Source organism: Aeromicrobium sp. MLTX1 (genome assembly GCF_046452335.1).
In the GTDB taxonomy this organism is placed as follows: Bacteria; Actinomycetota; Actinomycetes; order Propionibacteriales; family Nocardioidaceae; genus Aeromicrobium.
In genome coordinates, this window is record NZ_JBKFDN010000001.1 from 1,474,560 (window position 1) to 1,498,596 (window position 24,037).

General features: G+C 68.3%; 21 protein-coding genes. 15 read left to right on the forward strand and 6 right to left on the reverse strand.

All coding sequences use genetic code 11. The features are described from left to right. Positions 1–88 precede the first annotated feature (88 nt). Positions 89–1,606 carry an ATP-dependent DNA ligase gene (locus ACK99Q_RS07055; protein ID WP_410185442.1) on the reverse strand — a complete coding sequence of 506 codons (1,518 nt, stop codon included), beginning with the start codon at positions 1,604–1,606 and terminating at the stop codon, positions 89–91. A gap of 61 nt (positions 1,607–1,667) precedes the next feature. On the opposite strand from ACK99Q_RS07055, the gene ACK99Q_RS07060 reads away from it, so the two are divergent. The 5 genes from ACK99Q_RS07060 (at position 1,668) to qatD (ending at position 7,297) form a co-directional block, all read left to right on the forward strand. Further along, complete coding sequence (locus tag ACK99Q_RS07060) at positions 1,668–2,285, forward strand: hypothetical protein (protein WP_410185443.1); 618 nt, start codon at positions 1,668–1,670, stop codon at positions 2,283–2,285. Positions 2,286–2,608: 323 nt separating this feature from the next. Next, a complete protein-coding gene (locus ACK99Q_RS07065) occupies positions 2,609–4,465 on the forward strand; it encodes a P-loop NTPase fold protein (protein ID WP_410185444.1) in 1,857 nt (618 codons plus the stop codon). 149 nt (positions 4,466–4,614) lie between these two features. Further along, the gene (gene qatB / locus ACK99Q_RS07070; RefSeq protein ID WP_410185445.1) at positions 4,615–5,286 is read left to right on the forward strand and encodes a Qat anti-phage system associated protein QatB; all 672 of its coding nucleotides are present in this window, start codon (positions 4,615–4,617) and stop codon (positions 5,284–5,286) included. After that, positions 5,283–6,563: a Qat anti-phage system QueC-like protein QatC gene (qatC, locus tag ACK99Q_RS07075; RefSeq protein ID WP_410185446.1), complete on the forward strand. Its 1,281-nt coding sequence runs from the start codon at positions 5,283–5,285 to the stop codon at positions 6,561–6,563. Before qatB ends, qatC begins: the two co-directional genes overlap by 4 nt. Next, entirely contained in the window at positions 6,560–7,297 is a 738-nt protein-coding gene (qatD, locus tag ACK99Q_RS07080; protein WP_410185447.1) for a Qat anti-phage system TatD family nuclease QatD, read from the forward strand. The genes qatC and qatD overlap by 4 nt, the downstream gene beginning before the upstream one ends. 59 nt (positions 7,298–7,356) lie before the next feature. Here the strand turns inward: qatD and ACK99Q_RS07085 are convergent, their stop codons facing one another. Continuing rightward, positions 7,357–7,560, reverse strand: a complete 204-nt coding sequence (locus ACK99Q_RS07085; protein ID WP_410185448.1) for a hypothetical protein — start codon at positions 7,558–7,560, stop codon at positions 7,357–7,359. Between the two features lie 156 nt (positions 7,561–7,716). Between ACK99Q_RS07085 and ACK99Q_RS07090 the strand changes: the two genes are divergently transcribed. After that, positions 7,717–8,076 carry a hypothetical protein gene (locus ACK99Q_RS07090; protein ID WP_410185449.1) on the forward strand — a complete coding sequence of 120 codons (360 nt, stop codon included), beginning with the start codon at positions 7,717–7,719 and terminating at the stop codon, positions 8,074–8,076. Positions 8,077–8,085: 9 nt separating this feature from the next. On the opposite strand, the gene ACK99Q_RS07095 is transcribed toward ACK99Q_RS07090, so the two are convergent. Then, complete coding sequence (locus ACK99Q_RS07095) at positions 8,086–11,274, reverse strand: carboxyl transferase domain-containing protein (protein ID WP_410185450.1); 3,189 nt, start codon at positions 11,272–11,274, stop codon at positions 8,086–8,088. Between the two features lie 86 nt (positions 11,275–11,360). Here ACK99Q_RS07095 and ACK99Q_RS07100 point away from each other — a divergent pair, with 86 nt between their 5' ends. Continuing rightward, the gene (locus ACK99Q_RS07100; protein WP_410185451.1) at positions 11,361–11,966 is read left to right on the forward strand and encodes a TetR/AcrR family transcriptional regulator; all 606 of its coding nucleotides are present in this window, start codon (positions 11,361–11,363) and stop codon (positions 11,964–11,966) included. Position 11,967: 1 nt separating this feature from the next. Here ACK99Q_RS07100 and ACK99Q_RS07105 read toward each other — a convergent pair whose 3' ends face one another. The 3 genes from ACK99Q_RS07105 to ACK99Q_RS07115 all read right to left on the reverse strand — a co-directional run bounded on the left by ACK99Q_RS07105 (position 11,968) and on the right by ACK99Q_RS07115 (position 14,947). Then, a complete protein-coding gene (locus tag ACK99Q_RS07105; protein ID WP_410185452.1) occupies positions 11,968–12,477 on the reverse strand; it encodes an acyl-CoA thioesterase in 510 nt (169 codons plus the stop codon). Then, complete coding sequence (locus ACK99Q_RS07110; RefSeq protein WP_410185453.1) at positions 12,474–14,135, reverse strand: AMP-binding protein; 1,662 nt, start codon at positions 14,133–14,135, stop codon at positions 12,474–12,476. Before ACK99Q_RS07110 ends, ACK99Q_RS07105 begins: the two co-directional genes overlap by 4 nt. A gap of 125 nt (positions 14,136–14,260) precedes the next feature. Continuing rightward, entirely contained in the window at positions 14,261–14,947 is a 687-nt protein-coding gene (locus ACK99Q_RS07115; protein WP_410185454.1) for a TetR/AcrR family transcriptional regulator, read from the reverse strand. Positions 14,948–15,059: 112 nt separating this feature from the next. Between ACK99Q_RS07115 and ACK99Q_RS07120 the strand changes: the two genes are divergently transcribed. The 8 genes from ACK99Q_RS07120 to ACK99Q_RS07155 all read left to right on the forward strand — a co-directional run bounded on the left by ACK99Q_RS07120 (position 15,060) and on the right by ACK99Q_RS07155 (position 24,034). Continuing rightward, positions 15,060–15,275 (forward strand): biotin/lipoyl-binding carrier protein, encoded by a 216-nt coding sequence (locus ACK99Q_RS07120; protein WP_410185455.1) that lies wholly within the window; start codon positions 15,060–15,062, stop codon positions 15,273–15,275. Between the two features lie 201 nt (positions 15,276–15,476). Next, positions 15,477–17,030, forward strand: coding sequence for an acyl-CoA carboxylase subunit beta (locus ACK99Q_RS07125; RefSeq protein ID WP_410185456.1), 1,554 nt, complete (start codon positions 15,477–15,479; stop codon positions 17,028–17,030). Between the two features lies 1 nt (position 17,031). Continuing rightward, a complete protein-coding gene (locus tag ACK99Q_RS07130) occupies positions 17,032–18,708 on the forward strand; it encodes a class I adenylate-forming enzyme family protein (RefSeq protein ID WP_410185457.1) in 1,677 nt (558 codons plus the stop codon). Continuing rightward, positions 18,705–20,222, forward strand: a complete 1,518-nt coding sequence (locus ACK99Q_RS07135) for an ABC transporter substrate-binding protein (RefSeq protein ID WP_410185458.1) — start codon at positions 18,705–18,707, stop codon at positions 20,220–20,222. Before ACK99Q_RS07130 ends, ACK99Q_RS07135 begins: the two co-directional genes overlap by 4 nt. 26 nt (positions 20,223–20,248) lie before the next feature. Then, positions 20,249–21,232: an ABC transporter ATP-binding protein gene (locus tag ACK99Q_RS07140; RefSeq protein ID WP_410185459.1), complete on the forward strand. Its 984-nt coding sequence runs from the start codon at positions 20,249–20,251 to the stop codon at positions 21,230–21,232. Next, positions 21,229–22,218: an ABC transporter ATP-binding protein gene (locus tag ACK99Q_RS07145; protein ID WP_410185460.1), complete on the forward strand. Its 990-nt coding sequence runs from the start codon at positions 21,229–21,231 to the stop codon at positions 22,216–22,218. The genes ACK99Q_RS07140 and ACK99Q_RS07145 overlap by 4 nt, the downstream gene beginning before the upstream one ends. Further along, entirely contained in the window at positions 22,215–23,159 is a 945-nt protein-coding gene (locus ACK99Q_RS07150) for an ABC transporter permease (RefSeq protein ID WP_410185461.1), read from the forward strand. The genes ACK99Q_RS07145 and ACK99Q_RS07150 overlap by 4 nt, the downstream gene beginning before the upstream one ends. Continuing rightward, entirely contained in the window at positions 23,159–24,034 is an 876-nt protein-coding gene (locus ACK99Q_RS07155; protein ID WP_410185462.1) for an ABC transporter permease, read from the forward strand. The genes ACK99Q_RS07150 and ACK99Q_RS07155 overlap by 1 nt, the downstream gene beginning before the upstream one ends. Positions 24,035–24,037 lie beyond the last annotated feature (3 nt).

The window sequence follows — 24,037 nt, forward strand, 5'->3', positions numbered from 1 at the left end:
TCGTTCCTCGCGGCACTCGACCACCGGACCCCGGTGGTCGAGTGCCCGGCGAGCGCAGCGAGACGGGTCTATCGAGACCACGTCACCTTCACCCCGTGACGAGCGACCGCACCGTCTCCATCGCGTCGGCCTCAGCGACTGACTTGTCGTCGCGATAACGAACCACCCGAGCGAACCGCAGCGCCAGCCCACCGGCATACCGGGTAGACCGCTGCAACCCATCGAAGGCGATCTCCACGACCTGCTCAGGCCGCAGGTGAACGACGTGTCCCTCCCGATGCGTCTCCAGCGACAGGAACCGCTCGGTCTGCCAAGCGAGCATCTCGTCGGTCATCCCCTTGAACGTCTTGCCCAGCATCACGAAGCCGGTAGGGGACGACTCGTCCCGCGCGCCAAGGTGGATGTTGGACAACCAGCCCTGCCGCCGGCCCGAGCCCCACTCGACGGCGAGGACGACGAGATCGAGCGTGTGGACAGGCTTGACCTTGACCCAAGCCGCTCCACGCCGGCCCGCCGCATAGGGAGCCGAGAGATCCTTCAGGACGACGCCCTCGTGGCCAGCCGCGATGGTCTCGGCAGCGAAGGCATCCGCGGCTTCTGCGGAGGACGTGACGAGGCGGCGGACGCGATGCCGCTCGGGAACGAGCGCGTCGAGCGCAGCCAGCCGTTCATGCCCGGGAGCGTCGAGCAGGTCGCGCCCGTCGACGTGCAGCACGTCGAAGAAGTGCGGCGTGATCGCGACGCCCTCGACCTGGGCGGTGCGACTGGCGGTGTCCTGGAAGGCCATGGGCCGGCCGTCGTCGGTGAGCGCGAGAGCCTCGCCGTCGAGCACGAACCGCGAGGCGGGCAACGACCGGGCGACCGCGACCACCTCGGGAAGCCGTGTGGTGATGTCGTCGAGGCTGCGGGTGACCACGAGGACGTCGTCGCCGTCGCGGTGGACCTGGATGCGGATGCCGTCGAGCTTCGCGTCGACCGCGACCTCGGTGGTGCCGTCGGGGGAGAGGCCGGTCATGGCAGCGGCCACGTCGGGCGCGCTCGAGGCGAGCATCGGCATGACCGGACGACCGACCTCGAGGCCGATCGCGGCCAGCGCTTCCTCACCCTCGAAGGCGGCGCGCGCCGCGGCGACGGTGCTGCCGGCGAGCATCGCGGCCCGGCGGACGGCGGTGACCGGCACGTCGGCGACCAGTGCGACTGCCTCCTGCGTGACGGCGTCGAGCGCGCCCTGGCGCAGGTTGCCGGTGACGATCGCGCGCAGCCACGCCTGCTCGGCGGCGGTGGCGCGCCCGAACAACTCGAAGACGGCCTCGCGGCGGGCACCCTGCGAGCCCGAGCCGGAGAGCAGCGCCATGGCCGCGAACGCCTCATCGACCTCGAGGACGCTCAGCGAGGGTTCGGTTGCGGGCGGCGCGGGAGCGCTCACGCCCCGCCAGCCGAGGCCGGTGCGGCGCTGGCGCAGCGCACCGCCGAGGTAGGATACGACGACCTCGAGCTCGTCGGGCTCGACGCGGGCGAGCAGGCCGGCGAGCAGCGCGACCTTCGCCTTGCGGGAGCGGGTGGCGGCGACCTCCTCGGAGGTGGCGACGAGCTCGGCGAGCAGCATGAGCCCATCCTGCCGTTCGTCACCGACAGGCGCTCGGGTCCCGAGCGGGCAGGATGGTCACGTGAGGGCCGGACGGATCAGGGAGCGCTTCGAGGGCCGGATCGCCGGCGTCGGCAGCACGAGCGGGGTCCGCGTGGTCGTGGGCTGCTGGGACGCCTCGCCCTGGGGCGCCTTTGCGGACGTGATGATCGAGGACGCCGCGGGTCATCGAGTGCTCCTCGCACCTTCTGAACGGGTGCGGGACTTCGTCGCGGCGACCTACTCGTTCGACGAGGTCGTCATCGAGCCCGTGTCCGTCGTGGACACCGCAGACGGGTGGGAGGTCTCGACGCCGTCCCTGTCGCTGCGGCTGGTGGTGGGCGGCCGCACGCCACTGAGCACGCTGCTCGGCCTCGTGCCCGCGCGCCTCGCGACCGCGCCCGCCTGGTGCGGGGCGATCGACCCGATCGCCCGCGTCGTGATGAAGGGCGTGCGCACCCGCGGCACCGCCGGCAACGACCGCCGCGAGTGGTACGGCGCGACGTCCGTCGTCTCTGTGGACGCGGTCACCGGAACGTGGCGCGGGGAGGACCTCGGAGTCCTTCGCCCGGTGGACCCACCCTGCCGCTTCGGCTTCTCCAGCACCCCGACCCGCCCCTCGGTCACCACCGTCGTCACGACCATCGAGCGGCTCGCTTAACCCTCCAGCGGACGGGACGCCTCGATGCACCGCGCGTTCCGGTGCGCCCTAGCGGGGCTCCAAGAAAGCAGTAATAAGCCGCCATCTCCTCAACAGGACAGCAACATTCCGCGCGGAATGCAGCGTCCCCAGCACCCACGCTCCGCGCGGGACTTCAGCAAGCGGACAGAGCTGAACTACGAACTTGGTCTCGTTGCCGCTGGCTTATTGGCACCGACAAGGGCGAAGGGTCGAAATGTTCGGACAGTAAGGCTCGCGATGGCCTAGGTTCGGAGTTCTTCGACGGCCGGTCAACGGCAGGAAGGTTGGACGAGGAGCGTCTCATGTGGCTTGATTCAGAAACGTCAATTGACTACATCAACTTCGCGACTATCGCAGGATCTGTCGTTGAACTGATCGAGCAGGCCGACGGCAAGCCGCTGTCGATCGGCGTTTCCGGCGCTTGGGGAACCGGTAAGTCATCATTGATCAAGTTGACCCGGGAAGCCTTATCAAAGTCCAGTCATGAAGCCGAGATCAAGTACGAGTTCGTCGAGTTCAACGCCTGGCTCTACCAAGGCTACGACGATGCACGTGCGGCCCTCCTGGAAACCATTGGGACCAAACTCGCCGAAGTAGCGAAGGAGAAGGAGACTGGCTCCGACAAGACCAGAGAGTTCCTCGAGCGAATCGACTGGTTTCGAGCCGCGAGCCTAGTCGGTGGCTCAGCGGTAGCGCTGGCCCTCGGATTGCCCCCAGTTGGCCTGATCGGACAGGTCACTTCGTGGTTCGGTCGCGCGGGCAACGGAGTTGACGGCGAGGTCATCGAAGATGGCCAAGGGCTGATTGAGAAGATGGCGGCTGAAGGCAAGACGCTCATCAAGAACTCGGAAACTGAGGAGAGTCCTAGGCAGAGGATTGAGGCCCTGCGCCGCACCTTCGAGGAAGCGCTCGAGGAACTCGACATAAGGCTCGTGGTCCTAATCGACGACTTGGATCGCTGCCTGCCCGAAACAGCGGTCTCGACTCTTGAAGCGATCCGCCTGTTCCTCTTTCTGGATCGAACGGCGTTCGTCATTGCTGCCGACGACGAGATGATCAAGCACGCGGTCCGCAAGCACTTTGATGACCCATCGACGGCCCTCGTCACCAACTACTTCGACAAGTTGATCCAGATTCCGATCCGAGTGCCGACGCTGGGTACTCAAGAGGTGCGGGCCTACATGTTCCTGCTCTTCGTGCATCAGAGTTCACTCGGCGAAAATGACCAAGAGACGATCCGGATCGCGGTGTGCGAACAACTGAAGGACTCATGGAGAGGCAAGCGCGTCGACCGCGCATTTGTTCAGAGCCTCGGCGTCTCCTTACCCGCACCCCTGGCGGCGCAACTTGATACCGCCGAGCGCCTCACTCCACTCATGGCGACTGCAACTGGGATTGCAGGCAATCCGAGGTTGATCAAACGCTTCATGAACACCCTCTCCATCCGCATGGCTGTGGCTCGTAGTCAGGGCGTGACAGTGGACGAGCAGGTCCTCGCGAAATTGCTACTGTTCGAACGCTTGGCTCCTCCGGAGCTGTATCTGCAGTTGGCGGCCGCGATCACGGATAGCGCGGACGGTAAGCCTGCTTTCCTAAGGCCGCTGGAGCCCGGCGGCGACGGACAGACTGAGGGCCTAAACATGGAGCTCTGGGGTGCCCCCTTCGCAAAGGAGTGGTTGAACTTGGCACCGCCTCTCAGCGACGAAGATATGCGTGGGGCGATCTACGTCAGTCGTGAGCACCTTCCCGTCGTTCACGCAGACGCTGGCCTGTCTGCCCAGGCCGCGGAGGTACTCGAGGCGCTGGTGCATTCGCCGTCGGAGGCCGCAGTCCTTCGCAGCGACATCACGGCACTCAATCAAGCTGACTTGCAGACTGTCTTCGACAAACTGATAGATGTCGCCCGTCGGGAAGACCTCTGGGGAGTTCCAGCAATCTTGGACGCGCTGCTCGAGATTGCTCGCGGAGGTGAACACCTCGGGACTAGCCTGGCTGGCTTTCTAGGTGAACGCCCGCCGACTCAGATCGACCCATCAATCGTGCCGAAGATCCGGCAGGAGAAGTGGGCCCCGAAACTTTTCGACAAGTGGACGAACGACTCAAAGGTGGCAGGCCCCGTCAAGAAGGCGATCAAGCAGCCGGCGAAGGCTCAGGACTGATGGGGACTTCTCAAAGCAGCCCCGGCCCGGGCGCTGGCGTCGCACTGGTCCCACCGTGGGCCGACGATCCGCCTATCGATAACGGTGACCCGAACCAACCCACTCCACCAGAGGGTGACCCAGCTGCGACCCCGACAGAAACAGGGGACGTGGAGCTGCTTGCACCCGGTCGGCGATTCTCAGGCGCCCGGTCGAACCTGACGTCCTTCGCTAGGACCGGAGACGTTCAGCGGATGCGCTCCGGGGTTCGCCACTATGTTTCGACCGGCTACGGCGGAAGCGCGAACCTGAGCCGCCGACTCGCTGGAACGGGGAGGACTGCTCGAAACCTGAGCGGTGTGCTTGATCCGAGTACGGGCGAGTCGCTTCTAGATCGCAAGCTGCTGTCGAGCAGGTCCGCCGAAGAAGTGATGGATGCAGTCGTTGAGGCCGCGCGTCCACATGACGGTACTCAAGATGCAGAGAGCGCGCGCGAGGCGATCCGCGACGCACTGGCAGACGTGCTCGAGCGTTTCAACGATGCGGACCTTCTTGCGCTGACAGATGAGCAGCGTAGGTACGCGATCGAGAGTTTCACGGCCCACGACGTCTACAGACGATTTCAGTTAGACGTGGGGAAGCATCTCCTCGATAAGGCCCCATCCAAGGCAGTCGCGCTTGCGAGGTTCAAGCAGGTTCGCGCGTACATCAAGGAGACAGTCGCGGAAGCATTTCGAAAGGTCACGGACGCTGGAGCGAAACTCTCGACATCGTCGGTTCAGGAAACGGTTCGAATGGCGATGAGTGAGGCGCTTCGCGTCTTTGAGGAGTACGTCGAATGAGGTATGAAGCGAAGCTGTTCAACCCGAAAAATAGGCGCGTCGAAAGAGTCACAAATGGAGAACAGGTCGGACTGTATGCTCCAGCTTCCAGTGCACGCGTGAGCGCCGGATCGGCCCTGCTTGGCCAGGTCCGACGTGCAGGTTTGACGCCCGCTACACAAGCCTGGGACTTCCTCTCGGTTGCGCTAACTGCGCTTGCGGCGGACGCAGACACGCGGAGATCGGCAAGCGCGGACGGGTGGACCCGGGAGTTCGAACTGGTCGTCCCCGTGAGCGACCCGGACCGCTGGGCGGCTCACGCCCCGCGTCTTTCGGAAGCGCTGAGTTTCCTTACGACTGACCGCTGGAGCTTGGAGTTCACGGCAGGGAAGGTGCCGTACTCCTACCCCGTCGGCAAGAAGGCCCACAACCCTGTGTCCGACTGTGTCGCACTTCTCTCAGGCGGGCTGGACAGTCTAATTGGAGGAGTCGATCTGGTTGGTCAGAAGAAGTCCCCATTCTTCGTCTCCCAAAGCGTTAGGGGAGATGAGGCGAAGCAGGTGTCCTTCGCGAGAACTCTCGGAGGTGAGCACCTAGTTCTGAACCACAACGTCGCGACCGGCCGGCAGAAGGAGACCACGCAACGCGCCCGGTCGATGGCATTCATTGCCTACGGAGCACTTGCAGCGACAACGCTGTTCGAATATGCATTCGGAAGTCGTATCCCGCTCTATGTGAGCGAGAATGGCTACATCTGCATCAACCCGCCGCTCACGCCCCTTCGAGTAGGAAGTCTCAGCACCAGAACTGCCCACCCGCGGTTTTTGCGTATGGTCCAGGACGTGTTTGACGGTGTCGGGATCGAAGTCGACATCATCAACCCGTACAGGTTCAAGACCAAAGGCGAGATGATGGCAGAGTGCGCTGATGTCTCCACTCTTGTGAAAGCCGCATCGGCGAGCACAAGCTGCGGACGCTTCCAGCGCTTCAATTACACCCACTGCGGTAGGTGCCTTCCGTGTCAGGTCAGGAGGGCGGCGTTCCTGGCAGCCGACATAGGTGACGCGACGGACTATATCTTTGAGGACCTTGGCCGCGACGATGAAGAGCACGCGCGGTTCGACGACGTTCGATCGGTCGGCTATGCACTATCCACGATCGACGACGTCGGGGTTAATCGATGGCTGGGGTCCTCGCTTTCCGGGGTCGCAGAGTCCGATCGCCCAGCCACTCGCGACATGATTGCAAGAGCAGTCGCGGAGTTGGGTGCGCTCCATGCCACACTTGGAGTCACGTGATCGTCGACTTTCATTGCCACTTAGACCTCTACCCGGAACCTCACTCGGTTGCTCAGGCCATTGAGCATCGACGCATTGCGACACTGTCGGTGACGACTACGCCTTCGGCCTACATTGGCACGGCGGCGCTCGCTGCCGGCAAGCCGATGATCAAGACGGCCCTGGGAATCCATCCCGAACTAGCCGCCGAGCGGTCCTCCGAGCTCGAGATCTTTGACTCTCTGCTTCCTAGGGCCGAGTTCGTCGGCGAGGTGGGCCTCGATGGGTTGTCCCGAAACTCTGCTTCGCGGCCAGTCCAGCGGCTGGTCTTCGACCACATACTTCGATCATGTGCCCGCGAAGGCGGACGGGTGATGTCAGTACACTCTCGGGGAGCGCCAGCGGCGACGCTCGCCGCTCTAGCTTCCCGGCCAGATGCCGGAATTGCTGTTCTGCACTGGTTCACAGGTACGCCAAAGAACCTGCAAACGGCGATTACCTATGGTTGCTGGTTCAGCGTGGGGCTTCCCATGCTCGCGACCGAAAAGGGACGAGAGTTGGTGCGTTCCATGCCCATCGACCGGATCCTGACTGAGACTGACGGTCCGTTCACCGCCACGTCTGCCGGCCCTGCGTACCCATGGCACGTCACAACGACGCTGGAGGCACTCGCACAGGTCGTCGAGCTACCTGAAACTGACGCGAGGCAACTAGTGAGTGAGAATTTCGCGAACTTGGTCGCCGCGGCGAAGTGACATCCCACCGTTGAAACGCAGCTCCTTAGCCGCGCCTGGTAGTCGCCGGCGGACGCGACTCACCGACTGAACGGGTTCGGCCCGACGTAGAGGAGCTTCCGTAGTACCGGGTGCTTAGTTTCGTCCTTTGGCCGGCGTACCGAAGTCCGGTAAACGTGCTTCACCTTGCCTTCTGTGAAGATGACTTCCTCGTCGTGCTCGTTCTCGAGCGCGACAGACTGCCCATCGAGCGGGCCTCCGCTCACCTCGAACTGCTCGTGCATACCGGCATCCTCGCACGCAATGATCGGGTCGGATCGTCAAATTCGATGGCTGCCGACTATCCACGACCGAGATTCCCGGTGCTTCATATAGCGAAGAGCGGCTTGAGAATTCGAGGATCTCGGAGAAGTTCCGTTGCTTCGCCATATGATCCACTGATGCTCGAGTTAGCTGCGCGGGCGCGCAAGCTGCCGGCGCCGCCTCGGATCGTGTGGCGGTCCCTCGTCGAGCCGCACCAAGCGGGCGCGAGGCCGTGGCTTCGATTGCTGGAAGACGAGGCGGAGCCAACGGTCCTCCGGTCCGTCGAGGACCAGAGCCTCGTCTGGTCGTCGCTGTGGCCCAGTCGTCCGCGCGACGAGGTGTGGCTCGACGTCGCGGACGCTGGAGACGGCGAAACCCTGCTCACCTTTCGGCTGCTGACACCCGACGAAGCGCCGGACGAGAGCAAGCTGGGGCACCTGCGGTTCCGGCTGAACCACCTGTTCTTCGCGGACCTCAGGTTCTCCTACGGCCAGTAGCCGCTCGCCTCACCAAGTGTCGACGAAGCGGTGGGAGCCCTCGCCGTGCCAGTCGCCGAGGGTGGCGACGATCCAGCGGCGGGTGTCGGCGGGGTCGATGACCTCGTCGAGCTCGAGCTTCATGGCGCCGTTGATCGCCTTGCCGGCCTCGTAGTGCTGGGCGACGAGCTCCTCGTAGCGCTCGGCGCGGGCCTGCTCGTCCTCGATCGCGGCGAGCTCCTTGGAGAAGCCGAGTCGCACGGCGCCCTCGAGGCCCATGCCGCCGATCTCGCCCGTCGGCCACGAGATGGTGGCGGTGGTCTCGGCGAAGCCGCCCGCGGCCATCGCCTGCGCGCCGAGCCCGTAGGCCTTGCGCAGCACGATCGTCGTCATCGGCACGCTCAGGTGCGCGGCGATCACGAACAGGCGGCTGAAGTGGCGGACCGTGGCGGTCTGCTCGCTCTCGGGGCCGACCATGAAGCCCGGCGTGTCGCACAGCGAGACCACCGGCAGGCCGTGCGAGTCGCACAACTGCAGGAAGCGCGCCATCTTGTCGGCCGCGTCGGCGTCGATCGCGCCGCCCAGGTGGGCCGGGTTGTTCGCGACGAGGCCGTACGGGCGGCCCTCGATCCGGACGAGCGCGGTGATCGCGCCGGTGCCGAACTCGCGGCGCAGCTCCAGCACGCTGTCGGTGTCGACGAGCGACTCGATGACCGTGCGGATGTCGTAGACCTGCTTGCGGTTCTCGCCGATGACGTGGCGCAGGCGGCGCTGGTCGGCGGCGGTCCACTCGGGCTGCGCGCCCTGGAAGTAGGAGAGGTAGCGCTGGGCCACGCTGATCGCCTCGGCGTCGTCGGCCACGACGATGTCCACCACGCCGTTCGGGCCCTGCACCGACATCGGGCCGATCTGCTCGGGCGTGAAGACGCCCAGGCCGCCGCCCTCGATCATCGCGGGGCCGGCCATGCCGAGGTTCGCGTCCTCGGTGCCGATGATGACGTCGCAGCAGCCGAGCAGCGCGGCGTTGCCCGCGAAGCAGCGGCCCGTCACGATGCCGACCGTCGGCACGACGCCGCTGAGCGAGCCCATCGTGGCGAACGTGCGCACGTTGAGGCCCGCGGCGAGCAGGTCGGCGGTGTCGGTGTCGCCGGGACGACCGCCGCCGCCCTCGGCGAACAACACCACCGGCAGCTTCCGGTCGCGCGCCAGCTCGAGCAGGCGGTCGGTCTTCTTGTGGTTGAAGTAGCCCTGCGTGCCGGCGAGCACGGTGTAGTCGTAGGCCAGCACGGCGCAGCGGCTCGACGCCTCGGACGTCGCGCCGTTGATCGTGCCGAGGCCCGTGATGATGCCGTCGGCGGGCGTGTTGGCCATCAGGTCCTCGAGGCTGCGGCGCTGCCGCTGGGCCGCGACCGTCAGCGCGCCGTACTCGGTGAACGTGCCCTCGTCCACGAGCAGGTCGACCCACTCGCGGGCGGTGAGGTGCCCGCGGGCGTGCCGCTTCGCGACGGCCTCGGTGCGGGCGTCGTCACGGGTGCGGGCGATCCGGTCGTGCAGCTCGGCCAGGTCGGGACGGATGTGATCGAGGTCGACGTCCTCGTCCTCGGCATGGTCGTGCTCGATCGAGTCGTCCGGGGCGACGACGGCCACCGTCTGGCCGGCCGCGACCTGGTCGCCCTCGGCCACGAGGACCTCGGTGACCGTGCCGGCGAAGCCCGCCGTGACCGGGTGCTCCATCTTCATCGACTCGAGCGTCGCGAGCGGGGTGCGCGGGCCGACGGTGTCGCCGACCTTCACCGACACCGCCAGGACGGTGCCGTTCATGACCGAGGCCACGGTGCCGGACGCGTCGGTGGAGCGCTCGGACTCGGCACGCTCGGCGAGCAGGCCGTCGAGCCACGCGGTGGTGACGTCGCCGCGGCGGACGACGTCGGAGGTCAGCAGCTCGCGCAGCAACGGGACGTTCGTCCGCACGCCCTCGACCCGCAGCGCGGCGACCGCCTCGGCGGCGTCGGCGCACGCGGCGACGTGGTCGCCCTCGGTGACCGTGATGACCTTCGCGAGCAGGGAGTCGAACGTGCCGTCGACGACGGCGCCGGGCGCGATGCCCGTGTCGACGCGGACGCCCTCGGGCGCGGTGAACTCGGTGACGGTGCCCGTGGTCGCGACGACCGTGCCGCCGACGACCTCCTCGGCGTTGACGCGCGACTGGATCGCGACCACGCCGGGACGCGGGCGGACGTCGCCGGACAGGCCGACCTCGTCCAGGCCCTGTCCGGAGGCGACGAGCAGCTGCGACCGTACGAGGTCGACGCCGGTGACCTCCTCGGTCACGGTGTGCTCGACCTGCAGGCGCGGGTTGACCTCGATGAAGACGGCGTCGAGCGGGCCGCCGCGGTGCAGCAGCTCGGCGTTGACGAGGAACTCCACGGTGGCCAGGCCGCGGTAGCCGAGGGGAGCCGTGAGGTCCTTGGCCCACGCGACCAGGCGCTCGCGGTGGGCGTCGGTGAGCGAGGGGCTCGGCGCGGTCTCGATGACCTTCTGGTGGCGGCGCTGCACCGAGCACTCGCGCTCACCGAGCGTGACGACCGCCGAGCCGTCGCCGAGGACCTGGACCTCGATGTGCTTCGCGCTGGGCAGCAGGCGCTCGGCGTAGACGGCTGAGCTGCCGAAGGCGCGCTCGGCCTCGGAGCGGCAGCGGTCGTAGACCTCGGCGAGATCGGCCGGGTCGGTGACGGGGCGCATGCCGCGCCCGCCGCCGCCGGAGACGGCCTTGATCATGATGCCGCCGGGGTGGCGCTCGAGCAGCGCGGCGACGTCGGCGAGGCTCGCGTCCCGCTCGGTCGCGTCGAGGACGGGGACACCCTGGGCGAGGGCGTGCTCGCGGGCGCGGCCCTTGTCGCCGAAGAGCTCGAGCGTCGACGGCTCGGGGCCGACGAACGTCAGTCCGGAGGCCTCGCAGGCCCGCGCCAGCTCGGCGCTCTCGCTGAGGAAGCCGTAGCCGGGGTGCACGAGGTCCGAGCCGGTCAGCACGGCGGCGGCGACGATCCCCTCGACGTCGAGGTAGCCCGCGACGCCGGCCCGGGGGAGCGGGTGGCTGTCGGGACCGGCGGTGCCGGCCTCCTCGGCGGTGTGGACGTGCTGCGCCGTCCAGCCGAGCGCGAGCACCGCGCGTTCGATCCGCGCGGCGATCTCGCCGCGGTTGGCGATCAGGACCTTCATCGTGTCTCCCGACGTTGACAGGGGTGTCAACGCCTATCCTCGCGACTGTTGACACCTGTGTCAATGGTCACGCTAGGGTTGGGGCCATGACACAGGGCTGGGCGGTCCGCGAGGACCACGACCGCGCCGACGCCAAGCGCCACGGCGAGCTGCTCGACGCGGCGCGCGAGGCGTTCGAGGAGCTGGGCTACGGCGCCACGACGATCGCCGAGATCACGCGCCGCGCGGGCGTCAGCCGGGCCACCTTCTACGTCTACTTCGCCTCGAAGGAGCAGGTGTTCGCGGTGCTCGCCGAGCAGGTCCGCGACCGCTTCCTGCGCGCCCAGGATCTCTCGGGCATCGACCGCGACGACGTCGACGGCGTCCTGCGCCGCACGATCGAGACCACGCTCGAGGCCACGGTGGAGAACCTCGCGCTGATGACGGTGCTCAACCACCAGGCCGTGGCCGACCCCGAGCTGCGGGCGCTGTGGAGCCAGATCCAGGGCGAGGCCGTGCACCGCACCGCCGTCTACGTCGGCCAGCACGCGAAGTCGGGTCGGGTGAATCCCGTCGCCGACCCCGAGGCGCTCGGCCTCATGGGCGCCGGCATGAACGACCGCTACGCGCCCCTCGTCGTCGCCGGCGAGACCACCGTGGCCGCCGCGGTCGAGGAGATGCACCGCATCTGGATGGCCTGCCTCGGCCGCTGAGTCAGGACGGGCGCGAGGTGCCGAGCTGGTGGCTCGACGGCAGCGACCACGGCAGGGCCGCGTGCTCGGCCAAGAGGGCGTCGATGCGCTCGGCGACCTCGGGGGCGAACTCGGTCGCGCGCCGGGTCGTGAGGTCGACGTAGGCCTCGACGAACTCCAGGGTGCTCGCGATCTCGCCGGTGGTGCGGTTGGCCACGACCGTGACGGCGTGGACCGTCTTGGGGGCGCGGCCCAGGATCCGCAGGTACGCCGACACCTCGTGACCGACGAGGATCTCGTGGTGGAACTGCACGTGGTGGGCGATGCTGAACGAGCTCTGCCCGGTGCGGTCGAGGAAGGCCTGGTCGAGGCCCACCTGGCGCTCCCAGGACTCCTCGGCCGCGTCCATGTGCAGGTCGTAGTGCCCCCGCACGTTCACGTGGCCGTTGAGGTCGCGGTAGCGCTCGGGCACCTCGCGGACGAATAGCGGGCCCAGCGCGTCGACCTCGGCGAGCGAGGGCAGTGCGCTCACGACGGGACCCTCGCGTTGAGCGCGGCCGCGTCGTCGGCGAGCTCGTTCTTGCGCACCTTGCCCGTGGCGGTCAGCGGCAGCGAGCCGAGGACCTTCACGAGGGGCACCTTGTAGGTGGCCATGTTGCCGCGGGCCCACGTCACGAGCTCCTCGGACGTGACGTCGCTGTCCGCGCGCGGGACGACGAAGGCAACGGGACGCTGGCCGGTGTCGGGGTCGTCGGTGGGCACGACGGCGACCGAGTCGACCGCGGGGTGCTGCGCCAGCAGCATCTCGACGTCGGCGGGGAAGACGCTCATGCCGTTGACCTTGATCATCTCCTTGCGACGACCGAGGTAGTGCAGGAAGCCCTGCTCGTCGATGCGGCCGTTGTCGCCGGTGTGGATCCAGCCGTCGACCAGCTGGTCGCGGGTGGCCTCCTCGTTGCGCCAGTAGCCGTCGGTGACCGAGGGGCTGCGGACGATGATCTCGCCGACCTCGCCCAGCGGGACGGGGGTCTGGGTGCCCAGCTCGACGATCGCGATGTCGGTGCCAGGAACGGGGATGCCGCAGAACACCGGCTCGGCCAGCAGGTCGAAGTCGTTCTCGGCGAAGCCGTACGGCACGCAGTCGATCGTGTGCGTCTCGGTCATGCCGTACGAGGACTCGCGCAGGGTCGAGCCTGGAACGAGCTCGGCCCAGCGGCGGCGCACCTCGGGGGTCATCTTGCGGATGAACGAGACGGCCTGCGGGTCCTCGAGCGAGCTGAGGTCGCGGGTGGTCAGGTCCTGGGTCTCCATCAGCTCGAGGTAGTTCTCGACCGTGCCGGTCATGAGCGTGACCCGCTCGCGCTCGACCGTGTCGATCACCTCGGCCGCGTTCCAGCGGGCCATGAGGATGCTGGTGCCGCCGAGGACGAACGGGATGAGGATGCCCAGGTCCTCGCCGGCGATCCAGAAGATCGGCAGGTAGCACAGCGAGACGTAGCTGCCGTCCGCCGGCATCGCGGTGGCGGTGGCGGCGCTGGCCACGGTGTAGAGCATGTGGCGCTGGCTGTGCTGGCAGCCCTTCGGCATGCCGGTCGTGCCGCCGGTGTAGTTCAGGGCCGCGAGCGAGTGGAGGTCGCCGTCGTCGCCGGCGTACGGCTCGGCCGCGATCGCGGACTCCCAGCCGAGCTCGCCCGAGCCGTCGGTCAGCAGGACGGGGATCGCCGGCACGCGGTCGGCGCAGGCCTCGAGCGTGGGGGAGAGTGCCTGGTTCGTGACGACGAGGACGGGCTCGCTGTCGAGCAGCTCGTAGGCGAGCTCGGCGGGCTGGAACATCGGGTTCACCGGCACGTGCACGGCGCCCAGGCGCAGCACGGCGAGGAAGGCGATGACGAACTCGGTGGAGTTGCCGAGGTAGATCGCGACGCGGTCCCCGCGGCCGACGCCGTGCTCGGACATCCACGTGGCCACGCGGCGGTGCGCGTCGTCGAGCTCGGCGTACGTGAAGCGGACGTCGCCCAGGGCGAGCGCGACCTGCTCGGGACGCTCGGTGGCCCAGTGCGAGACGTGGGCCGGGATCGTGATCTCCCCGACGGGGTACTGCACCTCGGCCGGGATGCCGGCGGGACGGAGGTCGGCCTGGAGCCGGCGGACGGTCTCCACGTACTGGTCGAGGGTCTGCGGGGTCGTCATGGGACGGCTGCCTCCGGGGGATCGAGGGAGACCACGCAGGAGTGACGGCGGTCTCATTGACGTCGGTGTCAACCGAGTGAAGCGGACTTTGACGTTCGTGTCAACAGGTCCCCGAAGGGGCAGGGTCAGCGAGGCACGTCGGTCGCGCCGACGAGGGTCATCGCCAGGTCCGCGTACTGGAAGCCGATCTCGGCCGGCGTGCGGCGCGAGCCGTGCCGGTACCAGCGCGAGACGTCGATCGCGGCCGAGAAGATCATGATCCGGGCCCACTCGGGATCGGCCACGGTGAATGCGCCCTGCTCCACGCCGGTGGTGATGATGTCCAGCAGGTGCACGTCGACGTTGCGGCGCAGCGTCCAGATGTCGGCGAACTCCGGGTCGCGGTGCAGGCGGATCTCGTACTCGATCGAGCGCGAGAGCAGGTTCATCTCGGCGTTCCACATCGCGAACGAGGCGATGCCGAGCTTGAGCTGGGTGAGCGGGTCGCTGGCCCGGCGGGCCGGCTCGCTGAAGGCGCCGGTCGAGGCCTGGTGGCCGTCCAGCGCGATGCGGTGGAAGAGCTCCTGCTTGGACTCGAAGTGGATGTACACCGCGGCCGGACTCATGCCCGCGCGGTTGGCGATCTCGCGGGTCGAGGCGCCGTGGTAGCCGAGGTCGGCGAAGGCGAGGGTGGCGCCGCGCAGGATGCGGCGGGAGGCGCCGGTGGCGCGCTCGTCCCAGAACTCCTCGATGCGGCGCTCGGCCCGCTCGCGGTCGATCAGGTAGGCCGGGGACACGCCCTGCTCCCGACTCTGGCTGGTCGTCTCGGTCACCGTCGCGCTCCGTCCGTCGGGAGGCGTGATGCGTCAGGCCTCTTCCCGAAACTCAGCATAAGCGTATGCTTAGTTCCCATCCAAGCCCTGACGACTGTCGAAAGGTACTTTCATGACCGATGTGCGAGCCGAGCTGACGGCTTCGGTGTTCAAGGTGGAGGTCGCCGTCGGCGATGAGGTCGAGGAGGGCCAGCCCCTGGTGATCCTCGAGTCGATGAAGATGGAGATCCCGGTGATCTCCTCGCGTGCTGGACGTGTCGAAGAAGTCCTGTTCTCCGAGGGAGATATCGTCGAGGAAGGTGCCGTCGTGGCCCGCCTGGCCGACTGATCCTCCCGCCCTTCCCCTCTGCCCGAGCCGGTTCGTCCGGCTCGGGCAGCGTCGTTTCGCGATGTGAAACTGAATTCAAGTTACCCATTGCCTTTGTGACCTCGATCACCTACGTTGGCATTCTGCACGACCTAAGCGAGTGCTTAGGTCTGGCGTGAACCAAGGCGGCAGGAGCCGCCACCGACGACGTGAGGGGCACCAGTGAGCCACGTGTGGTCCGACGAGATCGACGAGATCTCGCGCCGGCAGCAGCTGGCCGAATTGCTCGGCGGCGAGGACAAGATCCGTCGCCAGCACGAGGCCGGGCGCAGCACCGTGCGCGAGCGGATCACCGATCTGCTCGACGCCGACTCCTTCGAGGAGATCGGCGGCATGGCCGGCTTCGCGACGTACGCCGAGGACGGCTCGACCGTCGCGGTGATGCCCGCGAACTTCCTCTTCGGCCTGGGTGAGATCGATGGCCGGCGCGTGGCGCTCGGCGCCGACGACTTCACGATCCGCGGCGGCGCCGCCGACGCGTCGATCATGGCCAAGCAGGTCGACTCCGAGCGGCTCGCGGGCGCGTTGCGCGTGCCGCTGGTCCGGCTCGTCGAGGGCACCGGCGGCGGTGGCAGCGTCCGGATGATCGAGGACGCCGGCTACACCTACGTGCCCGCGAACCCCGGCTGGGACGCGCTCGTCGACAACCTCTCGCTGGTCCCCGTCGTGGCCGCCTGCATGGGCCCCGTCGCGGGCCTCGGCGCCGGTCGCGTGGCGATGAGCCACTTCAGCGTCCTCATCGAGGGCATCTCGCAGATGTTCGTGGCGGGCCCGCCGGTCGTGAAGCACGCCACCGGCGAGAACCTCACGAAGGAGGAGCTCGGCGGCGCCGACGTGCACCGCCGCAGCGGCGCGATCGACCGGATCGTCCCCGACGAGAAGGCCGCTCTCCAGGCCGTCCGCGACTTCCTGTCCTACCTGCCGTCGAGCGTGCACGGACTGCCGCCGGTCGTCGAGGCCGTCGCCCCCGCGACGGGTGCCGAGGGCCTGGCCGACGTGGTGCCGCGCAACCGCCGCCAGCCCTACCGCCTGCGCACGATCCTCGACGCGATCTTCGACGGCGGCTCGAACTTCGAGTACGCCGGGTACGGCGCCTCGGTCTACACGGGCCTGGCCCGCCTCGACGGCCACCCGGTGGGCGTCGTCGCGACCGACCCGTACAAGGGCGCGACCATGACGCCGAACGGCGCCGACGCGCTGACCCGCCTCATCGACCTGTGCGAGACGTTCCACCTGCCGATCGTCAGCCTCACCGACCAGGCCGGGATGATGATCGGCCTCCAGGCCGAGAAGACGGCGTCGATCCGTCGCGGAGCCCGCGCCGTGGTCGCGGCCTACCAGGCCCGCGTGCCGATGGCCGAGATCATCGTGCGCCGGGTCTTCGGCGTCGGCGGCGCCGGCCAGATCAACCGTCACCGCTACAACCGCCAGTGGGCGTGGCCCTCGGGCGACTGGGGCTCGCTGCCCGTCGAGGGCGGTGTCGAGGCCGCCTACCGCGCCGACCTCGAGGCCTCGGAGGACCCCGAGGCGCTCATGGCCGACATCCACCAGCGGCTCGAGGCCGCCCGGTCGCCGTTCCGCACGGCCGAGCGCTACGGCGTCGCCGACCTCATCGACCCGCGCCGCTCGCGCGAGGTGCTCACCCGCTGGGTGCGCGACGCCTACCGCGTGATCCCCGAGCAGGTCGGTCCGCCGTCCTTCGGAACGAGGCCCTGACATGGCTCCGTACCAGTCCGCCGCCGAGCTGGAGTCGCGGCTGGAGTTCGACTTCGCCACGGCCGTCGACGCGCTCGACCACCACGCCGAGCACGACGCCGACCGCCTCGCCGTCCTGTACGGCGAGACGGGCGAGCGCTTCACCTACGCCGAGTTCGCCGAGATCACCGACCACGTCGCGGGCAACCTCGCCGCGCTCGGCGTGCAGCCGGGGGAGCGCGTCAGCATCCTGACCACCCAGCCCCTGGTGTCGGCCGTGCTGATGTACGCGCTGTGGAAGGCCGGAGCGGTCTACGCGCCGGTGAACTTCCAGTACACGGGCGACCTGCTGGCCTACCAGCTGAACGACACCGCGCCGGTCGTGCTGTTCGTCGACCGCGCGATGCACGAGCGCGTCACCGCGCTCGGCGACCGGCTGGGCTGCGCGCCGAAGGTCGTCGTGATCGACGGCCTTCGAGACGGCGAGCTGGGCGAGCTGGTCAAGCCGGCCGAGCGCCCGGCCGTCCACGTCGAGTTCGACGACCCGGCCAACGTCATCTACACGTCGGGCACGACGGGACCCTCGAAGGGCGTCGTCCAGTCGCACCGCTGGGTCAACCAGTACTGCTGGGTCGGCCGCCGGACGCTGACGCGCGACGACGTCGTCTACAACGACCTGCCGATGTACCACGTCGGCGGCGCGCACTTCAACGTCGTGCGGGCGCTGTGGACCGGCGCCTCGGTCAGCCTGTGGGACCGCTTCAGCCCCAACGACTTCTGGCGCCGCGTCAAGGAGACGGGCTGCACCACCGCGGTGCTGCTCGACGTCATGACGCCCTGGCTGCTCAACGCCGAGCCGCGCGACGACGACCGTCGCAACCCGCTCAACAAGGTGCACATGCAGCCGCTGCCGGCGAACCACCACGACTTCGCGCTGCGCTTCGGCATCGACTTCGTGACGTCCGGCTTCGGCCAGTCGGAGTCGGGCAACCCGCTCGTGACCCTGACCGAGCAGACCGAGCAGGGCGAGGGCACCCCGGACGACCTCTACCGGGGCCTGACCCACGCCGAGCTCCGACAGGTCTTCGAGGACGACGGCCTGCTCGTCCTCCAGGGCACCGACCCGATGCCGAAGGGGATCATGGGCAAGCCCACCCCCTTCCTCGAGGTCGCGATCCTCGACGAGCGCGACCGCATCTGCGCCGACGGCGTGGTCGGCCAGCTGGCGATGCGCCCGCGGCTGTCGTCGCTCATCCACGAGGAATACCTGGCCAAGCCCGAGGCGACCGTCAAGGCCTGGCGGAACCTGTGGTTCCACACCGGCGACGCGGCCGTGCGCGACCAGGACGGCGTCTTCACGTACATCGACCGCATGGGCGACCGCATCCGCGTCCGCGGCGAGAACATCTCGGGATTCCACATCGAGGAGATGCTCGTGAAGCACCCCTCGCTCGCCCTGGCCGCGGTCATCGCCGTGCCCAGCGGCGAGGGCGACGAGGACGACGTCGTCGCCTTCGTGGAGGTGGCCGACGGCCACACGTTCGATCGCGCCGCGATCGAGCAGCACTGTCTCGACACGATGCCGAAGTTCATGCGGCCGCGTGACGTGATCCCGGTGGAACAGATCCCCCGGACCCCCACCAACAAGATCGAGAAGTACAAGCTGCGCAAGCAGTGGACGGAAGGACAGGCATCATGAAGATTCGATCCCTCGGAGGAGCCGTCGTCGCGACGCTGCTCCTCTCCTTCGTCGCCGCCTGCGGTGGCGGAGGCGACGACTCCGGCGACTCCGACCGCGCGCTGCGCGTGGCGGCGGTGTCCGACGCCTCGTCGCTCGACCCGATCCGCGGCAACGCGGGCACGGACCACGTGCTGATCTACCCCCTCTACGACACGCTCATCTCGTACGACAAGGGCCTCGAGGCCCAGCCCGGCCTGGCCGAGTCGTGGGAGCAGAAGTCCCCGACCGAGCTGACGCTGAAGCTGCGCGAGGGCGTCACGTTCCACGACGGCGAGCCGTTCAACGCCGAGGCCGTCGTCTACAACTTCGAGCGCGCGAAGGGCGAGGGCTCCAACATTCAGGCCGACCTCGCCTCGGTCGACACGGTCACCGCGGACGACGAGTACACGGTCACCTACAAGCTCAACGGACCCGACGCCTCGCTGCTGCTCGTGCTGGCCGACCGCGCCGGCATGATGGTCTCCCCGAAGGCGGCTGAGGCTGCCGGTGGCGACCTGAGCACCAAGCCCGTCGGCGCCGGCGGCTGGGAGTTCGTCGAGTGGAAGCGCGGCTCCGTCATCAAGGTGAAGCGCTACGAGGACTACTGGGACAAGGACGCCGAGCGCGTCTCGGCGATCAACTTCAACATCATGCCGGACCCGAAGACCCGCGTGACCTCGCTGCGCTCGGGCCAGCAGGACGTCGTCATGGACGTCTCGCCCTCGGACGCCGACAGCCTCGAGAAGGCCAACAACGTCGAGGTCAGCGACACCCCGCGCGTCAACGTCAACCAGGTGTACCTGAACCGCGACTCCGAGGAGCTCGGCGACCCGAACGTCCGCAAGGCCCTCTCGCTGGCCATCGACCGTGAGGCCCTCCTCAAGAGCGCCTACTTCGGCCGTGGCTCGGTCGCCAACGGCGCCCTGCCGAGCGACTACTGGGCGGCTCCGCCGGAGTCGGTGAAGTCCGAGTACGACCCGGACGAGGCCAAGAAGCTGCTCGCCGCGGCCGGCAAGACCGACCTGTCGTTCCCGATGATCGTCAACGCCGACTCCGCCACCGTGCGCGTCGCCGAGATCCTCAAGCAGCAGTGGTCCGAGGTCGGCGTCAACGTCGACATCCAGCCGCTCGAGGTCGTCCAGGGCACGAGCGACTACTTCAACGACCGCAAGACGCCCGCCTACCTGTCGCAGTGGACGGGTCGCCCCGACCCGGCCATGACGTACCGCCTGCTGTTCTCGGCCGACGGCTACTTCAACACGTCGGACCAGTGGACCCCAGGTCTCGAGGCCGCGCTGGAGAAGGCCGACGAGTCGACCGAGCCCGACGAGCGCAAGCCGGGTCTGGACGAGGCCGCCGAGGCGGTCTTCGCCGACACGTCGTTCTTCCCGCTCGTGTTCGGCAACTCCATCGTCGGTCTGAGCGACGACGTCAAGGGCTTCGAGGGCAACCTGCTCGGCAAGCCGAAGTTCATCGGGGTCACCCTCGGCTGAGCCGAGGACACAAGGAGGTGACGGTCATGCCCTTGCTCGAGGTCGAAGGACTCCAGGTCCATTTCGGTCGTGACGACATCCGCGTCCAAGCCCTGCACGACGTCGATCTGACGATCGAACAGGGAGAGATCGTGGGACTGGTCGGCGAGAGCGGAAGTGGCAAGACCGTCACCTCCTTGGCCCTGATGGGCCTGCTCGACCCCAAGACCGCCCACATCACGGGGCGGGCGGTCCTGGACGGCAAGCCGCTGTGGGACGACGACGGCAAGCGGCGCACGCCGCGCAGCGACGTCCCCATGGCGATGGTGTTCCAGGAGCCCATGACGGCGCTCGACCCGGTCTTCACGGTCGGGAGCCAGCTCATGGAGACCCTGCGGATCCGCCGCGGGATGGCCAAGTCGGCCGCTCGGGCCGAGGCGCTCTCACTGCTCGACGCGGTGGGCATCTCGGACCCGAAGGCGCGCCTGCGCGCCTACCCGCACGAGCTGTCCGGCGGCATGCGCCAGCGCGTGATGATCGCGATCGCGCTGGCGTGCGACCCGAAGCTGCTCATCGCCGACGAGCCCACGACGGCCGTCGACGTCACGATCCAGGCCCAGCTGCTGGACCTGATCAAGTCGCTCGCGAAGGAGCGCGGCATGTCCGTGCTCTTCGTGACGCACGACCTCGGCGTCGTCTCCGAGACGTGCGACCGGATGATCACGATGTACGCCGGCCGGATCGTCGAGCGCGGTCCGGTCGAGCAGGTGCTGAAGTCGCCCGGCCACCCCTACACGGCGGGCCTGCTCGCCGCGCTGCCCTCCACGGAGTCGCGCGGCGGGCGCCTGGCCACGATTCCCGGACGTGTCCCTCCGCCCGGGGAGCGCGTCGAGGGCTGCGTGTTCCGGCCGCGGTGCCCGTTCGCCCGCGCGGAGTGCGAGCAGCCGCAGGAGCTCATTCCCCTGACCGACCTGCGCGAGGTGCGCTGCATCCGTTCCCCCGAGCTCGACTTCGAAGGAGTCGCCTCATGACCACACCACTGCTGTCCCTCGAGGACGTCTCGGTCCGGTTCCCCGTGGGCCGCCGGCGTCAAGTCACCGCCGTCGACGGCGTGACGCTGGAGCTGCGGGAGGGCGAGACGCTCGGCCTCATCGGCGAGTCCGGCTCGGGCAAGTCCACCGTGGCGCGTGCCGCGATGGGCCTCGTGCCGATCAGCGGCGGCACAGTCCGTTGGCGCGGCGAGGACGTCTCCACCTACAACGCCAAGCAGCGCCGGGCGTTCTCCGAGTCGGTGCAGATGGTCTTCCAGGACCCGCACAGCGCGCTCGACCCGCGGCGCACGATCCTGCAGAGCGTGCGCGAGCCGCTCGACGTCATGGGCCGCGGCGACAAGAAGGACCGCGAGCAGGTCGCCGCCAAGGCGCTCGAGGACGTGGGCCTGCCGTCGCAGATGCTCAAGCGCTACCCGCACCAGCTCAGCGGTGGTCAGAAGCAGCGCGCGAACATCGCGCGCGCCCTGGTCACCGATCCCAAGGTGCTCGTGTGCGACGAGTCCGTCGCCGCGCTCGACGTGGCCCTGCAGGCCGAGATCCTCAACCTCCTCCAGGACCTCAAGGCCGAGTACGAGCTGACCGTCCTGTTCATCAGCCATGACCTCTCGGTGGTCAGCTACCTGGCCGACCGCATCAACGTCATGTACCTGGGCAACATCGTCGAGAACGCCTCGACCGAGTCGCTCGTCGGCCAGGCGCTGCACCCCTACAGCGAGGCGCTGCTCTCGGCCCAGCCGCTCGTGCACGACTCGTCGGTCGGGCGCCGCATCACGCTCCAGGGCGACATCCCCAGCCCGCTCAACCCGCCGCCGGGCTGCCGCTTCAACACGCGCTGCCAGTTCGCGCAGGACCGCTGCCGCGAGACCAAGCCCGACCTCCTGCCGGTGCTGCCCGGACACTCGTCGGCCTGCCTGCGCGTGGACGAGCTCTACGGCGAGCGCATCGGGAAGACGGTGTCGGCATGAGGATCCTGCGCGTGGTGGGCACCTGTCTCCTCTCGGCGATCCCCACCCTCATCCTGGCGACCCTGATCGTCTTCATGCTCCAGCGGCTCATCCCCGGCGACCCCGCCGTGGCGATCGCCGGCGAGTACGCGACCCCCGAGAACCTCGAGCGCATCCGCCAGGACCTCGGCCTCGACCAGTCGCTCATCACGCAGTACCTGTCGTGGATCGGCGGCGCCTTCACGGGCGACCTCGGCACGTCCTACCAGACGGGCGAGTCGATCTCGGCGCTCGTGATGCAGCGACTGCCGCTGACCCTGATCCTCACGACGATGGCGCTCTTCGTGGCCGTCGCGGTGGGCCTGCCGTCGGGCGTCTGGGCCGCGCAGAAGGTCGACACGACCTTCGACCGCTTCCTCACCACCGGCGCCACGTTCGGCATCGCGATCCCGAACTTCTGGCTCGGCATGATGCTCATCATCGTCTTCGCGCTCAACCTGGGGTGGTTCCCCGGCCCGGGCGGCGTGAGTCTGCAGGACGACCCCGCCCAGGCGCTCAAGGGGCTCGTGCTCCCGGCCCTCGCCCTGGGCCTCGTCGGTGGCGCCGAGATCTGTCGCCAGGTGCGCAGCGCGATGGTCGAGAGCCTCTCGACCGACTACGTGCGCACCCACCGTGCGAAGGGCCTGTCGAACCGCAGCATCGTGTGGAAGCACGCGCTGAAGAACTCGAGCCTGCCGTTCGCCACGATCATCGGCCTGCAGGTGTCGCGACTCATCGGTGGCGCCGTCGTGGTCGAGGCGGTGTTCGGCCTGTCCGGCATCGGCTCGCTCGCGGTGGAGGCGACCAACCAGCGTGACTACGGCGTGATCCAGGCGGTCGTCTTCGTGGCCGCCGTGATCGTCCTGTTGACGAACCTCATCGTCGACGTCTCGTACCGTCTGCTCGACCCGAGGATCTCCTGATGACCGCTGTCGACACCACCGCCAACCTGGCCGCGGGCAACCCGACGCCCACGCGCCGGGCCCGCAAGGCCGGCCGCCTCTCGGTCGGCGTGAGCTACGCGATCCTGCTGCTCGTCCTGATCATCGTGCTGTTCGCCAACTTCCTGGCGCCCTACGACCCGAACAAGCAGGACCTCAACTCGATCCTGCTGCCGATGAGCGGCGACCACTGGCTCGGCACCGACGACCTCGGTCGCGACGTGTTCAGCCGCATGCTCTACGGCACCCGCGTCTCGGTGCTGGCCGCGCTGCTCGCCGTCGCGATCTCGGTCGTGATCGGCCTGCCGCTCGGCATCGCCGCCGGCTGGCTCAGCGGGACCACCGACCTCCTCGTCATGCGCGTCGTCGACGCGGTCATGTCCTTCCCGGCGATCGTGCTGGCGATCGGCATCACCGCGACGATGGGGCCCGACATCACCACGGCGATGATCTCGGTCGGCATCGTGATGTCACCGGCGATCCTCAGGCTGGCGAGAGCCCAGACCATGGCGATCCGGTCCGAGACCTACATCGAGGCCGCGAAGTCGTTCGGTGCGCGCGGACTGCGGCGGATGGTGCTGCCGCACGTGCTGCCCAACATCATCCAGCCGATCCTCGTCCAGGTCGCGGTGCTCATGGGCTTCGCCCTGATCGCCGAGGCCAGCCTGAGCTTCCTGCAGCTGGGCGTGCAGCCGCCGACCGCCTCGTGGGGCGCCGTGCTGTCGCGGGCCTACACCTTCCTGGACCAGGCGCCGATGCAGATCTTCATCCCCGGCATCGCCATCGCCGCCACGGTGTTCGCGTTCAACATCATCGGCGACGAGATCCAGCGACTCCTCGACCCGAAGCGGAAGTGAGCA